11 protein-coding genes and 2 pseudogenes are annotated in these 14555 nt (G+C 57.8%); 7 read left to right on the top strand and 6 right to left on the bottom strand.

From position 1 onward, the window contains the following. Positions 1–378 precede the first annotated feature (378 nt). On the bottom strand, positions 379–1575 hold the full coding sequence (locus ACR0BZ_RS16750; RefSeq protein ID WP_480920786.1) for a Zn-dependent hydrolase: 1197 nt from the start codon (positions 1573–1575) through the stop codon (positions 379–381). Between the two features lie 139 nt (positions 1576–1714). On the opposite strand from ACR0BZ_RS16750, the gene ACR0BZ_RS16745 reads away from it, so the two are divergent. Genes ACR0BZ_RS16745 through ACR0BZ_RS16730 form a run of 4 tightly spaced genes read left to right on the top strand, consistent with a single transcriptional unit; the run spans position 1715 to position 5217 of the window. Then, positions 1715–2365 (top strand): histidine phosphatase family protein, encoded by a 651-nt coding sequence (locus tag ACR0BZ_RS16745; RefSeq protein WP_480920785.1) that lies wholly within the window; start codon positions 1715–1717, stop codon positions 2363–2365. 21 nt (positions 2366–2386) lie between these two features. Continuing rightward, positions 2387–3001, top strand: a complete 615-nt coding sequence (locus ACR0BZ_RS16740) for a glutathione S-transferase family protein (protein ID WP_480833353.1) — start codon at positions 2387–2389, stop codon at positions 2999–3001. A gap of 14 nt (positions 3002–3015) precedes the next feature. Then, positions 3016–4071, top strand: coding sequence for a saccharopine dehydrogenase (locus ACR0BZ_RS16735; protein WP_480920784.1), 1056 nt, complete (start codon positions 3016–3018; stop codon positions 4069–4071). A gap of 3 nt (positions 4072–4074) precedes the next feature. Then, the gene (locus ACR0BZ_RS16730) at positions 4075–5217 is read left to right on the top strand and encodes a saccharopine dehydrogenase family protein (protein WP_480920783.1); all 1143 of its coding nucleotides are present in this window, start codon (positions 4075–4077) and stop codon (positions 5215–5217) included. A gap of 120 nt (positions 5218–5337) precedes the next feature. On the opposite strand, the gene fahA is transcribed toward ACR0BZ_RS16730, so the two are convergent. The 3 genes and pseudogenes from fahA to ACR0BZ_RS16715 all read right to left on the bottom strand — a co-directional run bounded on the left by fahA (position 5338) and on the right by ACR0BZ_RS16715 (position 8714). Further along, positions 5338–6597 (bottom strand): fumarylacetoacetase, encoded by a 1260-nt coding sequence (gene fahA / locus ACR0BZ_RS16725; protein ID WP_480920782.1) that lies wholly within the window; start codon positions 6595–6597, stop codon positions 5338–5340. Positions 6598–6604: 7 nt separating this feature from the next. Then, positions 6605–7240, bottom strand: a complete 636-nt coding sequence (gene maiA / locus ACR0BZ_RS16720) for a maleylacetoacetate isomerase (RefSeq protein WP_480774251.1) — start codon at positions 7238–7240, stop codon at positions 6605–6607. A gap of 131 nt (positions 7241–7371) precedes the next feature. Continuing rightward, positions 7372–8714 (bottom strand): annotated as a pseudogene (locus ACR0BZ_RS16715) (IS3 family transposase). Positions 8715–8798: 84 nt separating this feature from the next. On the opposite strand from ACR0BZ_RS16715, the pseudogene ACR0BZ_RS16710 reads away from it, so the two are divergent. After that, a pseudogene (locus tag ACR0BZ_RS16710) lies at positions 8799–9149 on the top strand (aldehyde dehydrogenase family protein); the annotation flags it as partial. 16 nt (positions 9150–9165) lie between these two features. Next, positions 9166–10392 (top strand): Tm-1-like ATP-binding domain-containing protein, encoded by a 1227-nt coding sequence (locus tag ACR0BZ_RS16705; protein WP_480560476.1) that lies wholly within the window; start codon positions 9166–9168, stop codon positions 10390–10392. A 188-nt stretch (positions 10393–10580) separates the two neighbouring features. Here the strand turns inward: ACR0BZ_RS16705 and ACR0BZ_RS16700 are convergent, their stop codons facing one another. Then, positions 10581–11492, bottom strand: a complete 912-nt coding sequence (locus ACR0BZ_RS16700) for a PhzF family phenazine biosynthesis protein (protein ID WP_480920781.1) — start codon at positions 11490–11492, stop codon at positions 10581–10583. A 136-nt stretch (positions 11493–11628) separates the two neighbouring features. Here ACR0BZ_RS16700 and ACR0BZ_RS16695 point away from each other — a divergent pair, with 136 nt between their 5' ends. Then, positions 11629–12531, top strand: coding sequence for a LysR family transcriptional regulator (locus ACR0BZ_RS16695; protein WP_480920780.1), 903 nt, complete (start codon positions 11629–11631; stop codon positions 12529–12531). A 337-nt stretch (positions 12532–12868) separates the two neighbouring features. Here the strand turns inward: ACR0BZ_RS16695 and ACR0BZ_RS16690 are convergent, their stop codons facing one another. After that, complete coding sequence (locus ACR0BZ_RS16690) at positions 12869–14524, bottom strand: FAD-binding oxidoreductase (protein ID WP_480920779.1); 1656 nt, start codon at positions 14522–14524, stop codon at positions 12869–12871. Between the last annotated feature and the right edge of the window lie 31 nt (positions 14525–14555).

The raw sequence follows: 14555 nt of genomic DNA, 5'->3' as shown, positions 1-14555 counted from the left end.
AACTGGCATCTCCCACCCGGCAAAATCAACCATCTTGCCGCCCAACTCAACATGAAGCCCATACAACGGCGTGCGTCTAATCTCGGTCATTTTGGATACCTTTTCGTATCTATCGGTTTCGAACGCATTCCCGTCAGTCTGCCCCACGCTATCAATTTTGCAACGATTCCGGTCAACTTGCGAACCAGAGTACCGTCTGTTGGACAAGTCTGTATACGGGCGCATGCATCCTTTGCGTTCCTATAGGAAACTTTTTTCCCTTAGGCAACATTCGTCTTTTGGCTTTTGCAAAGGTTTGCCGATCACAGTTTCGAGCGCGACGATAACACCAGACCAACCAACCGCAATGGCCTGTAAAAACAGTATTTTGCCCGCGCTTTATCGCGCCTGCCCGTCAAGTGACTGCACTGCGAGATCCAGCACCCTCAGCCCGGCCACAAGATCGCTTTCGGTGGTTTCTTCGGCAAAATCGTGGCTGACACCGTTGATCGAGGGCACAAACAGCATCGCAACAGGCATAAGGCGCGACACGTTTGTGGCATCGTGCAGCGCGCCCGACGGCATCCTGCGCCATCTGCCGGGTGCCACCTGTTCGGCCCCATGTTCCAGCGCCGCGCGCAGGGACTGATCCATCGTGACGGGTTCCAACCCAAGCAAAGGGCCGTAGGTCAGCACCAAGTCCTGTTCGCTGGCTATTTCCTGCGCTGCGGTACGGATGATCTCCTCCATCCGCGACAGCCGATCCGGATCGCCATCGCGCCACTGCATCGAGAACCGCGCCCGACCCGGTACGATGGACGACGCATTGGGGTGAAGATCGACCCGCCCGATGGTCCAGACGGTTTGCGGTGTCACCACGTTGCGAAACCGTTCGTTGAGGCGAGTATTGAACAGTGACAACGCCTGAAACGCATCGCGGCGCAAATGCATCGGCGTGGTGCCCGCGTGATTCTGCTGCCCTTCGAAAGTGATCGACATGTCCCGGATGCCGACGATACCGGTGACCACACCGATCTGCTCGTTCGCAGCGTCCAGAGAAGGGCCCTGTTCGATATGCATCTCGACAAAGCCGCTGAACCGCGCGGGATCGACAAAACCCTGCGACATGTCCGCCATGGAAGATCGGGCCTCGCCAAAGCTGACGCCGGCACCGTCGGTCAACACATCGGCCTTGTCCAGCGGCAGACCGCCGGACCAGACCGCCGAGCCCGTGGTCACACCGAACCGGCCTTCTTCGTCCTGAAAACTGACGACCGAGATCGGCTGGTCGCTGGACCGCGCGATCTCCAGCGCGGCGATCACGCCGAGCGCACCATCCAGCCAGCCGCCTTCGGGCTGGCTGTCGGAATGCGACCCCATGAGCAGAGAGCGGCCGGGCGCCAACCCGAACAGGTTGCCGACCGGGTCGAAATGCGGTGTCAGACCCGCGTCGGCCATACGGTCCGCCAGCCATTGGCGCGCCGCAATATCCGCTTTTGAATAGGCCGGGCGGATGACTCCTTTGCCCACACCCGAGGCACCGAATTCACGCAGCTTGTGCAGATCCTCCAGAAAACGCGTGTGATCGACGGCCATGAATCCCTCCGGGCGTGGTTGGTCAGGGCGACCATAGCCAGAAACCGGACAGCTGCGAATGTTTTTCCGGCGAGATCAAGAAACCCCTCTGGTCCCGGCAAGGAACCTGCCCTAAGACTTCGGCGCAAGAGGGAGCGACATGTCACATATCACATTGGTGCGCCACGGGCAGGCAAACACGACAGCGCGCGACGAAGCAAGCTATGACAAGCTGAGCGATCTGGGTCATCAACAGGCCCGCTGGCTGGGCGCGCATCTGCGTGACACCCGCAGCCACTATACACGCGTCTATTGTGGCACCCTGACCCGCCACACCGAGACGGTCACCAGCATGGAATTGACCGATCCCGTCTGCGACGCACGGCTGAACGAGATCGAGTATTTCACCCTTGCACAGTTGTTCGAAGAACAGCACGGCGTCGAAATCCCGACCGATCGCGAGGGATTTGTCGAACACTTGCCCAAAACCTTCGCGGCCTGGGCCAGCGGAAAGATCGAGAACGCTCCGGAAACCTTCGAGGCGTTTGAAGCCCGCGTCCGCGATGCGCTGCACGAGATCGGGACCGAGGGCGGACCGGCCATCGTCGTGACCTCGGGCGGGTTGATCTCGATGGTGGTGCGGCAGGCGATGGGGTTGGACATCCCGTCGATGGCGCGGGTGGCCCTTGCCATCATGAACACGTCGATGCATCGTCTGCACCCGATTGGCGCACAGCTGAGCCCGGTCCTGTTCAATGCGGTGCCGCATCTGGAAGCACCTGACCGGCAGTTTGCGCAGACCCACCTGTAGGAAGCAGATTGGAGATCCCCGATGCAGCTTTATTACGCACCCCGAACCATCTCGGTCGCTGTTGCGATTGCTCTGGAAGAGGCCGGACTGGACTATGAAGCAATCAAGCTGGACTTTGCCGATGGGGAACAGACAAAACCGGCCTACAAGCAGATCAATCCCAAGGGGCGCGTTCCGGCGCTGGTGGTCGATGGCGGCATCCTGACCGAGACCGGCGCGTTGCTGGAATATATTGCGGTCAAGGCACCCGAGGCCGGGTTGGTACCAGCTGATCCGGTCATGGCCGCCCGCATGCGTGAGGTAATGTTCTATCTGGCCTCGACCATGCATGTGAACCACGCCCACAAGCTGCGCGGGCATCGCTGGGCCGACAAGAAATCCAGCTGGAAAGACATGACGGACAAGGTCTCGCAAACGATGACGGCATCTTGCGACTATATCTCGTCAAACGGGTTGCGCGGGCCGTTTGTTCTGGGGGACGCGTTCTCTCTGGCCGATGCCTATCTTTATGTGGTTTGCAGCTGGCTGGAAGGCGACGGCGTCGATGTCTCGGCATTCCCCAAAATTCTCGCCTTCCGCAAGGCGATGGAGGCACGGCCTTCGGTTCAGGCGGTGCGCGCTGCCGGGATGCTCTGACAAAAGGAAATAAGATGACACATCTCTGGGTCAGGGCGGAACAGCGCCCGAACGAGGAACGGGTGGGGCTGACACCCGAAGGGGCCGCGGCACTGATCGCCGCAGGTCTCCGCGTGACGGTCGAGGAAAGCCATGTCCGCGCCATTCCGATTGATGGCTACAAAGACGCCGGCTGTGCAATCGCGGCTGAGAATTCGTGGCCCGAAGCCCCGCTGGATGCGATCATCTTCGGCCTCAAAGAACTGCCCGAAGATGGCACCCCCCTGCCCCATCGCCACATCATGTTCGGCCACGCCTATAAGGGCCAGCATTCGGGTCGCGCGCTGCTGGAGCGGTTCAAGGCCGGGGGCGGTACGCTTTATGATCTGGAATACCTGGTGGGTGAGGATGGCCGCCGGGTTGCCGCCTTTGGCTATTGGGCCGGGTATGCCGGTGCTGCGGTAACGCTCAAGACATGGGCGGCGCAACAACGGGGCGAGGAATGCCCGCCGGTTGGGGTGTATGCAGGCAAAGACGTTCTGAACGCCGAATTGCTGGCCGAGTTGGACGCGACCAGAGCCCCACGCCCCCGCGCCATCGTCATCGGCGCTTTGGGCCGCGTGGGTACGGGGGCCGCAGACCTGTGCGACGCGATGGGCGTCGACGTCACCAAATGGGACATGGCGGAAACCGTCAGCGGCGGGCCGTTTCCCGAAATTCTGGACCACGACCTGTTCCTGAACTGCATTTTCGCGCGCCCCGGAACCCCGGTCTTTGTTCCGCGTGAGGCGTTGACTGCCCCGCGCAACCTGACCGCCATCGGCGATGTCGCCTGCGACCCGGACAGTGATTACAACCCGGTGCCGGTCTATGACCGTGCAACCACATGGGACGCGCCTGCTTTGCGCGTGGCAACCGATCCGGTGATGGACGTGATGGCCATCGATAACCTGCCGTCGATGCTGCCGGTCGAAAGTTCGGAAGATTATGCGGCACAGCTTCTGCCGTCGCTTCTGACCCTGACCGATCTGGACAGCGGCGTCTGGGGTCGGGCAGAAGCGATTTACAAAACACATATCGAAGGGATCTGAGCGATGACGATTCACTGGTGTGGCACCGGCCTGTCGGCCATCCCCGGCCTGCGCCGTCTGATCGAGGGTGGTCGCAAGGTCACCGTCTGGAACCGGACGATCGAAAAAGCCAAGGCCGAGGTTGGGGACCTGACCGACGATATCCGCGCCTTCGACATCGACGCACTGGGTGATGTGCTTGAGAAGGGCGACGTGATCGTGTCCATGCTGCCGGGCGACTGGCACGTGCCACTGGCGGAACTGGCGATCTCGAAACAGGCCAATTTCGTGTCGTCGTCTTACATCGCGCCCGAAATGCGCGCACTGGACGACAAGGCGCGCGAGGCCGGTGTGGCGCTGGTCAACGAAGTTGGTCTGGACCCGGGCATCGACCACCTGATGGCGCATGCGCTGGTCGATGACTATCGCGCCTCGGATGTGTTCGATCCGCAAAACCACCTGAGCTTTATTTCGTATTGCGGTGGCATTCCCAAGATCCCGAACCCGTTCCGCTACAAGTTCAGCTGGTCGCCGTTGGGTGTGCTCAAGGCGCTTCGGTCGCCATCGAAGTCGATCCGCGACTATGCCCCGCTGGACGTTGCCCGCCCGTGGGATGCGATCAGCAGCTATATCGCGCCGCTGCCAACGCCGGAAAGTTTCGAGGTCTATCCCAACCGCGACTCGATCCCGTTCAAGGCGCAGTACCAGTTCGAGGATCACTGGCCCGTCAGGGAATTCGTTCGCGGCACCCTGCGCCTGAACGGTTGGGCGGATGCGTGGTCGGACGTGTTCCGTGAAATCGAAACCCTGTCGGGCCCGGAAGGGGATGCGCGTCTGAAAGAGATGTCCGACCAGTTCTGGAGCGAAAACGCCTATGACGAGGGTGAGCCCGACCGCGTTGTGCTGTGTGTTGGACTGAAAGCCGAGAAAGACGGCGTCGAAGTCTGGCACAAGACCTATGTCATGGACGCCTGGGGCGACGAGCGCGGTACAGCGATGGCGCGCCTGGTATCGATCCCGGTTTCACTTGCCGTCGAGGCCGTTATGAACCGCGCCATCCCCGCAGGTGTTCACGCAGCCCCAAGCGACCCAAAACTGGTACAAGGCTGGATGGCCGAGATCGACCGGCTGGCCCAGCACTTACAGATCATGGATCATACGGCCTGATCGCACCCAAAAAACCATTCCAGAGTTTCTGGAATGGCTTTTTTGAACAACATGATCGGGCAGGATCACAGGTTTTTCAAACGGCGGGTGCGGAACAACCGATGTTGCCCTGCTCGCCACTTACCTGGGCCAGTTAACGGCGGGCAGGATTTGCCCGACGCAATCGCCAAAGCCGATCTGGAAGCCTTCGCCCTTGGCCGCACCGCGCAGGGTCAGGGTGTCTCCGTCTTCGATGAAAGTCCGGGTTTCGCCGGTATCGAGCGTGAAGGGCTCGCGACCAGCCCAGCTCATCTCCATCAGAGAACCGTATTCCGTCTTGGTTGGGCCTGAGATCGTGCCAGACCCCAGAAGGTCGCCCACATTCATCGCACAGCCGCCGATGGCGTGGTGGCAGAGCTGTTCGGCGGCCGAGTAATACATGCGGGAGTAGTTGGTTTCGCCAACGACGCTCGCCTTCTCGGCTCCATCAGGCTGCATCAGCACCTGAAGCTCAATGTCGTAAAGGCCGTCCTTTGAGCCGTCGAGGTAGGGCAGAAGCTTTTTCTCGCGTTCGGGCGTTGGCGCACGGAATTCTTCCAGCGCGGCGGCGGTTACGATCCACGGGCTGATCGAGGTACCAAAAGCCTTGCCTTGGAACGGTCCAAGCGGCTGGTATTCCCAGCCTTGGATGTCGCGCGCGGACCAGTCGTTCAGCAGCACATAGCCGAAGATCATGTCGTCGGCTTCATCCACGGTGATCGGCTGGCCAAACTCGGACGGTTTGCCAACAATGGCGCCCATTTCCAGCTCGATATCCAGACGCATCGAGGGGCCAAAGCTGGGCATCTCGGCGTCGGGCGCTTTGCGCTGACCGTTCGGGCGGTGAATCGGCGTACCCGAGATCACAACCGAGGACGCGCGGCCATTATAACCGATCGGAATGTGCAGCCAGTTGGCCGGCAGTTCGGGCGAGCCGCGCAGGATCGCGCCCATGTTTGCGGCGTGCTGACGACCGGCATAAAAGTCGGTGTATTCGGACACAAGGAACGGCATGTGCAGCTCGGCATCGGCTTGGGCGACCAATAGGGGCTCAACAGTGTCACGTTCGGTCGAGGCCTCGCCCAGCAGCTGTTCCAGACGGGCGCGCAGGGCGGCCCATGCGTCCGATCCCTGCTCCATCAATTCATTCCAGAAGGGCACGTCGAAAACGGGTTCATCACCAATCTCGATCAGGCCAGCTTCTTCGGCAGCGTGCATATCAAGGATCATATCTCCGATGGCCACGCCACAGCGCGGTGCGTTGTCTGAGGTCGAAAACACACCATAAGGCAGGTTGTTCAGGGGAAAGGGGGTCTCGGCAGAGTTCGCGCTGTCCACCCATGACTTTTTCAGTTGGCTCATGTGATCCTCACTCGGCATCCGGCTGTACCTCGGGTCGCGCATCGGCGAAGGCGGACAGGGCCAGACAGGTTTCTTCGATTTCGGTCAGACGCGCAAAGGGCGTCATGTCCACACCCCAGCGATGCCCGTTGTAAAGCTGCGATACAAGGCAGATATCCGCAAGCGATGGCATGTCGCCAAAGGCAAAGCGGGTGCCTTGGGGCAGCATAGCCTGAAACGCGGTCAGACCTTCGTTCATCCAGTGGACCATCCAGTCCACACTTTCCGCTTTGCTGTGCCCCATCCCGTCCAAATGTTGAACAACGCGCAGGTTGTTCACCGGATGGATGTCCAGCGCAATCACATGCGCCGCCGCCATCACCTTGGCCCGCGCAATCGGGTCGTCCGGCAGAAGCGCCGGGTCGGGATAGGCGCGGTCAAGATAATCAAGGATAGCCAGAGATTGGGTCAACTTGGTGCCATCCTCAAGCTCTAACACAGGGACGCCCTTGCCGGGGTTCATCGCTTGATAGGCTGCGCTTCTTTGCTCGCCTTTCACCAGATTGACCGGGCAGCTTTCGAACGGCACACCCTTCAGGTTTAATGCAATACGCACCCGATAGGATGTGGTCGATCTCCAATAGGTATATAACTTAAGACCCATCATTTCTTACCCGGAGTCCCGTCGAACTTCTTCTCAAGGCTGTCCCAGCAGTCGCACTGTCCGTCGTCAGGGTTTTTGGGACCAAAGGCTGCCTAAACTAGAGGAGGGTTTGGCTCATCTGGTTGGTTTGATTATGCGGCCTGTTTGCGATGATGCAAGCGCCGGGCTTCGAATGTGTTTTGTTTGATCCTTTCGCTTTTTTAGAGAATGGCTTTGTCTCGGCCGAAGTAGACGTCGGCGGGCGTGACGTTGTTGATACTCTCGTGGAAGCGCTGATGATTGTAGTGATCGACGAAGGCCGTGATCTGGGCTTCAAGATCACCGGGTAGGAAGTAGTTTTCCAGCAAGATGCGGTTCTTGAGGGTCTGGTGCCAGCGTTCGATCTTGCCTTGAGTCTGCGGATGATACGGCGCACCGCGAGAGTGCTTCATCCCTTTGTCCTGCAACCATTCAGCCAAGTCACCGGACACTTAACTTGAGCCGTTGTCGCTGAGCAGACGTGGCTTGTGAACGACATGAACTTGATCGCAACCCGAAGCCTGCAACGCCAGATCCAGAGTATCCGTCACATCCTGCGCCCGCATGTTCGTGCAAAGCTTCCAAGAGACGATATAGCGGCTGTAATCATCCAGAACCTTGCTGAGATAAAACCAGCCTCATCCCAGCACCTTGATGTAAGTGAAGTCCGTCTGCCAGAGTTGGTTGATGGCCGTCGTCTTATGCTGGAACTCATCTGCTGCCTTGAGCACGATGAACGCCGGGCTGGTGATCAGGTCATGCGCCTTGAGCGTGCGATAGACCGTGGATTCCGACACAAAATAGCGTTCCTGATCGGTGAAGGTCACCGCCAACTCGCGTGGCGACAGCTCTGTCTCCTTTAGCGCAAGATCCACAACCTTACGCTTCACGTCGGTGGGAACGCGGTTCCAGACGTGCTTTGGCTTGGGAGATTGATCCGCGAGACCAGCTTCGCCACGTTGCAGGTACCGGTCATACCAGCGGTAAAATGTGGTGCGGGGAATGCTCAGTTTGGCCAGTGTCCGACGCGCCGACAGATGACTTTCTTCCACCAGCCTAATGATCTCCAACTTCTCTGATGCGGCATACCTCATTCGTGGTCGTCCCCATCCCCGAGCATGCTTTTTTTGAGAAGACGCAGCTCAAGCGTCTGTTCAGCGACCACTTCCTTGAGGTCTTTTACCTCACGGCGCAACTCTTTGACCTCGTCCGTGTTCGCAGCCCGGGCTGTATCGCCAGCCAAGCGCTTCTTCCCGGCCTCCATGAAGTCCTTGGACCATTTGTAATACAGGCCCTGGGATATACCCTCGCGACGGCACAGCTCCGCGATACTGTCCTCGCCACGCAGCCCATCAAGCACGATCCTGATCTTCTCTTCGCTGGAATACTGCTTGCGTGTTGCCCGCTTGATATCTTTGACGATCTTCTCGCCAGGGCTCCTCGTTGTCTTTCTCATCGTCCACTCCTTGGTGGTTACGATGACCCAGAAACTCTCTCTTATCAAATTGGCCTAAATGGTCCCATATGCGCTGACGTTAGACACATGGCCCCGACGGTTGTAACGGGGGTTCACCCCACCGATCGGCTGGCAACGGATGAAGTGTTTGGCCCGGTTCTTGCGGTCATTCCCTTTGACACCGAAGAAGAGGCAATCAAAATTGCCAATGGAACCGATTACGGTCTGGCATCCGCAGTATGGACGTCGAACTTGTCGCGCGCCCACCGCATGATCCGGGCCATTCAGGCAGGGGTTGTCCATGTAAACACCTATGGAGGGGCCGACACAACGGTTCCATTGGGTGGCGTCAAGCAGTCTGGCAACGGTCATGACAAATCGCTGCACGCCTTTGACAAGTATTTCGAGCTGAAAACAGCTTGGATCAAACTTTGAACCTGAAAGGCGGCCTATGACCAATCGAACTATTCTTGTCGTTGGGACCTATGACACCAAAGATGATGAACTGAACTTCATCTCTGACGTGATCCGTGAACAGGGTGGATTGGTGAAAACCATGGACATCAGTGTGCTTGGCGACCCCAGTCACCCCACTGATTACTCCAAGCATCAGGTGGCAGAGGAGGGTGGCCACACAATACAGGAAGCCATTGATGGCGGTGACGAAAACCTTGCGATGCAGATCATGGCCAAAGGTGCAGCCCTGCTGGTTGCACGGCTGCACCATGAGGGCGTGTTCGATGGCGTTTTGGTTTTGGGCGGTTCAATGGGGACCGATCTGGCCCTTGATCTGTGCTGTGCCTTGCCCATTGGTGTGCCTAAATACATCGTCTCAACTGTCTCTTTCTCGCCGATGATCCCGCCCGAGCGGCTGCCGGCAGACGTTCAGATGATCCTTTGGGCTGGTGGTCTTTACGGGCTTAACTCGGTCTGCGAAGCCTCTCTCCGGCAAGCTGCTGGCGCGGTTCTGGGGGCCGCACGCGCTGCCCGTCCGATGAAGAAAGACCGCCCTCTAATCGGGATGACATCCTTCGGCAAAACAGTCTTGCGCTATATGGTGCACCTGAAGCCCGCCCTTGAGGCGCGCGGGTTTGAACTGGCCGTTTTCCATGCTACGGGCATGGGAGGGCGCGCATTTGAAAGCCTTGCTTCAAAAGGTGAATTCGCCGCCGTTTTGGACTTTGCACCGCAAGAAGTCGGCAACCACATGTTGGGATCAGCCATCAGCGCCGGCGAAGATCGCATGACCAATGCGGGCAAGGCCGGTGTGCCGCAGATTGTTTCGATTGGGTGTTATGATCTAGTCGATTTGGTAGGCTGGCATCCCGTTCCTCCAGCGTTGGCGGATCATGACCTTCATAACCACAACCGACTAATTACTGCGGTCAGCATGAGCGCCGAGCAAAGGCGCGAGATGGCACGCACCATGTGCGCAAAACTTTCTGAAGCAACCGGCCCGACTGTTCTGCTTGTGCCGCTCAGAGGCGGTAACGAATGGGACAGGGCCGGGGCGATTTTGGAAGATGTAGAGGGACTTGCAGGATTCATCGAAGAGCTGAGAAAAAACTGTCCGGAAAACGTAACACTTGTGGAAATTGACAGCCACATCAACGATGTCGAGTTTTCAGACAAGACCTTGGAGATTCTGGATACCTGGCGCTCTGATCATGTGATCTGATTGGGTTGCCCGACTATTCAACGTGAACGTCACAATCTGAACGAGCGCCCCAGCAAAAGCTGCGATATCCGCGCTCGGAGAGAGTTCGTTGTTTTGAAGGGTCGCGGCAAGATTTGCGTGAAACCGCTCTTCAACTTGCTCGACAAAGCTGCGCGCAATGTTACACGCCGCCCCAAACGCTGTTTTAGTCACACCGACAATTGAAAGGACCGCATGACTTTGCCTTGCCCGCCTGCCATTAGACTGGCGATTGCGCCGTCACGAACTTCCAGTTCAACCTGAATCAAACTGGGCGAAGGGGTTTCCATGAACATGCCCTGTTCAATCAGAAACCCGTGCTGACGGCGGTGACCCAGGTCGTGCAGGACACAGGCCAGCGGCCCTGCGGCCATTCCCGTCGCGGCCTCTTCATCAATGGCATATCGGGGGGCGAACATGCGTGTAGTAGCGTCGCGCCCGTCCGAGCATTGGGCCGTTGTGAACACATAATATCCTATCAGGTCCAGACGGTCGCTGATCGTTTTGATCTGCTCAAAATCGGGTTTGATCGAAGCCAGAGTTTCCCTGTCGGCTACTCCGATCACGATAAAACTGTTGCCGGTATTGACCAGAGCGGGCGGCATTTCGTGATCCAGATTGCTCGGGGACAACCCCAAAGAGCCCAAAACGTCCTGCAAACTGACACCCTGAGAGGTCCAATCTTCTGGCGTTTCATATCTAGGGGCCAACTGTTCCATAAACGCGGCACCATCCTTGATCAGAATCCGGCGCGGGCCGTCCACAGTTTCTTTTGAAGTTTCAGGATCAGAAATACGGCCAAGTGCATCCAGATGGGAAAAAGCGGCAATGGTCGCATGGCCGCAATGCGCGATCCTGCGGTTCGGGGTGAAGAAGTCCAGTTTGAAACCCTCGGTCGCGGATTGCGAGACAAAAGCGGTTTCGGACAGGCCAACCTGTGACGCGATCTTCAGCATCTGCGCCTCGGTTAACCCGTCGGCATCCAGAACAACCCCAGCAGGGTTGCCCCCTAGCCCGTTGTCCACAAAACCGTGCACGATCTGAACAGTCACGTTTTGGCCGATGGCTTGGCTTACATTCACGGCATTTCTCCCATTTCCTGCGGGCGCTTTTGCCTTAGCGGAGTGATTGTGTCTTCGCCTGAGACATAGTGTGTTTCAATTGCTGGCAGAATAATATTAAGCTTGAATTTATTATTCACTATTTTGGAATAATTACATGGACAAGTTTCGCGCGCTTCTGGTCTTTTCGAAGGTGGCCGACCTGGGTGGCTTTGCTGCTGCTGCGCGCAACCTGAACATGTCGCCACCGGCTGTGACGCGCACCATTTCGGTACTGGAGGGCGAGTTAGGCGCCCGTTTATTCGTAAGAACGACACGATCTGTCATGTTGACCGAGAGCGGGCGCAGATTTCTGGAAGATGCCAAGCGCATTCTCGTTGATCTGGAACAGGCAGAAAACGCTGCGGTCGGGACCTATGCGGAACCCAAAGGGTTGCTCAACCTCACTTCGTCTGTGTTGTTTGGCAGATTGTTCATCACACCAATTCTTGCTGATTTTCTGGGGCACTATCCCAAAATCGAGGCGCGAACGCTGTACGTGGACCGGATCGTGAATTTAATAGACGAAGGTGTGGATGTTGGCGTCAGGATAGGTCCGCTTGCGGATTCCAGCCTTATGGCCGTGCGTTGCGGTTCTGTCAGACAGGTTGTTTTTGCAGCACCCGAATACCTTGAACGAGCTGGCAAACCCGAAAGCCCGGATGACCTGAACAGACATGTCCTGATCAATTCCCTAGCCCTGTCGCCGTCAGGCCAGTGGCAGTTTGACCACTTAGGCAACCCGAAACTTATGCGTGTTCATCCACGGATCAGCATGAATACCAACGATGCTGTAATCGAAATGGCACTTCGCGGTCAGGGTCTGGCCCGGCTTTTGTCCTATCAAGTCGCACCATATCTGGCGGACGGACGGCTAAAGGCTGTGTTATCTGATTTTGAACCGGCTCCTGCACCGGTTCACATCGTGCACCACGAAGGGCGGATGGTGTCCGCAAAGATTCGCGCGTTTGTCGATTTTGCCGCAAGCCGCCTGAAACGTGAGGCAGCAATGGAATACTGAAGCGTCGAACTTCGACCTGCCACTTTTACCGCAGCTTGGGGAGGTTTCTGTGTCGGCAGGCGGCCGAGGGCGTCGCACTTTTCCTAAGACGTATATGCAATCGTAGGAACGACTTAGGAATAACAGCGAGAGGAACTGAGGAGTTGGTGTCTGCCGCCTAAAAACTCGAACTACTCAAATACAAGCCGGTGAGTTTCTATTGAAAGCTGGAATGGCGAAATCATTCCGGCCGGTGAACGCTATCCCAACAACACAATGCAAACGAAACGAACCAAAGGCACGTATGTCCTTGCTCTGGTGGTTTGAGCTTCATTTGCCCACGCAGGATCACGTCAAATCACCCAGTGGGGCCAAAACTTTCGGTGTGAATATGTTCCGGAGAGATGCCTCGGCGTTCCAGATCGGCCTGGATCTCGGCCATGAAACTGACAGGGCCGCACAGAAAGTAATGCGCGCTGGCATCGTTGATCAGTTGCGCCAGAAGCGCCCCATCGACACGGCCATGCGAGTCATAGTCCATTCCGAACTCATCCTCTGACGTTGGTTGGCTATAGGCCACATGCGTCGTGATCCCCGGCCGCCTGGAGGCCAGATCGTGAACTTCACCGGCCATTGGATGGTGCTGACCGTCCCGAGCACCGTGGATGAACCAGACAGGGCGGTTGCCGCGCTCGTCTGCGACCTTATTCAGAATGCTCAACATCGGTGTGATACCAACACCTGCGCTGACCAGAACCAATGGGCACCGGTCGCAAGTCATTGTGAAATCACCCGCTGGCCGACGGCTGTTGATGATTGCGCCCGGTTCCAGATGATCGTGCAGGAACTGCGATGCGATCCCTTTTGGCTCACGCTTGACCGTAATCCGATAGCGATGATTGTTCGGTCCGTTACTGAGCGAATAGGTCCGGCGCACCGGTTCGGCGATCCCTGGAATTTCAAGCTCGATTGGCAGGTATTGCCCGGGCTCGAACCCAGCCAAGTGGCCACCGTCGCGAGCTTCGAAAACAAACGAGGCGACATCGACGCTTTCACGGATCTTTTCGATCAGGCGGAGCGATCGGACAGAATCTGCATCCGAAGTCCATCTGAGGCTGACTGCCGCGCGGATTTCCACGACCTCGTCAATCTCCAGTGTCACCAGCCGCCGCGCCCCCGGGAAATTTGTGATCTCATCGCTGGCCCAGTCGATCGAGGCGACGCCGGTCAGTTGCAGCAAGCTGCCGCTTTCGAAATCGACGAACAGAAATCCCGCCCTTGGGTCGAGCAACAGGTTGCCGATAGTGTTGAAGTGGTTATTGCCGGCATAGTCGGGAAACCGCAGCCGCCGGTTGTCCAGAACCTGCACGAAACCACGGTCGCCACCGCGATGGGACGCATCCATCCCGTAAGTCGGGCTTTCGCCCTCTTCGCGATAGCCGCTGGCGATAAAGAAAGTATCGGCTGTTTCGATCCACCGGACCTGATCCGGCGTCAAGTATTGGCCGAGTGTTGTCGGTCCGGGCCTCGAGTCATCAACCCGGTGCCACGCGCGTTCACGGATATACTGCGGGCAGTTGCCAAAGGTCTGGTCAACATGAAAATCAAAACCGGTCGGAGTGACGCGTTCGGCGCGGCCATTGATACGGTTGCGCCGACGCGTGGCCAGTTCAATACCAAGGATGCCAACATCACTTTTGGGGTGAAGGGCACCGTGCAATGCATCGCCTTGGGTTGGCAAGGCAGTAATGGAAAGCGTTTTGTTATCTGGTGCAGAGACGAACCCGTCTGGCCCTTCCAATAACGTAACCCAGGGCCGACCTTGCGCATCGCGCGCAGCCATCACGAGAAACGGCAGGGCGGTATGAAAATCCCGATGCTGTTCGGGCATGTGGTCGCGGACAACTTTCCGTGCCCAGTGTTCGATGTCGCGGACACCCAGCCGCGCCTGCGCCATGTGTTCACCCCGATGAAAAGGGGAAGTGCTGCTGTCGCTGGGTTCGATGGAAATCATGGGGTCTCTCCTGGGGCGGCACGGTTTGGAC

The organism is Ruegeria sp. P8, assembly GCF_056534665.1.
The sequence above is the reverse complement of the archived record's forward strand: the minus strand, read 5'-3'. Positions and strand labels throughout refer to the sequence as shown.

Bases quoted from the DNA above. Each gene is read 5' to 3' on its own strand.
- ACR0BZ_RS16695 (WP_480920780.1), top strand. From the start codon at position 11,629: ATGGACAAGTTTCGCGCGCTTCTGGTCTTTTCGAAGGTGGCCGACCTG.
- fahA (WP_480920782.1), bottom strand. From the start codon at position 6,597: ATGAGCCAACTGAAAAAGTCATGGGTGGACAGCGCGAACTCTGCCGAG.
- ACR0BZ_RS16690 (WP_480920779.1), bottom strand. From the start codon at position 14,524: ATGATTTCCATCGAACCCAGCGACAGCAGCACTTCCCCTTTTCATCGG.
- ACR0BZ_RS16740 (WP_480833353.1), top strand. From the start codon at position 2,387: ATGCAGCTTTATTACGCACCCCGAACCATCTCGGTCGCTGTTGCGATT.
- maiA (WP_480774251.1), bottom strand. From the start codon at position 7,240: ATGGGTCTTAAGTTATATACCTATTGGAGATCGACCACATCCTATCGG.
- ACR0BZ_RS16750 (WP_480920786.1), bottom strand. From the start codon at position 1,575: ATGGCCGTCGATCACACGCGTTTTCTGGAGGATCTGCACAAGCTGCGT.
- ACR0BZ_RS16735 (WP_480920784.1), top strand. From the start codon at position 3,016: ATGACACATCTCTGGGTCAGGGCGGAACAGCGCCCGAACGAGGAACGG.
- ACR0BZ_RS16745 (WP_480920785.1), top strand. From the start codon at position 1,715: ATGTCACATATCACATTGGTGCGCCACGGGCAGGCAAACACGACAGCG.
- ACR0BZ_RS16730 (WP_480920783.1), top strand. From the start codon at position 4,075: ATGACGATTCACTGGTGTGGCACCGGCCTGTCGGCCATCCCCGGCCTG.
- ACR0BZ_RS16705 (WP_480560476.1), top strand. From the start codon at position 9,166: ATGACCAATCGAACTATTCTTGTCGTTGGGACCTATGACACCAAAGAT.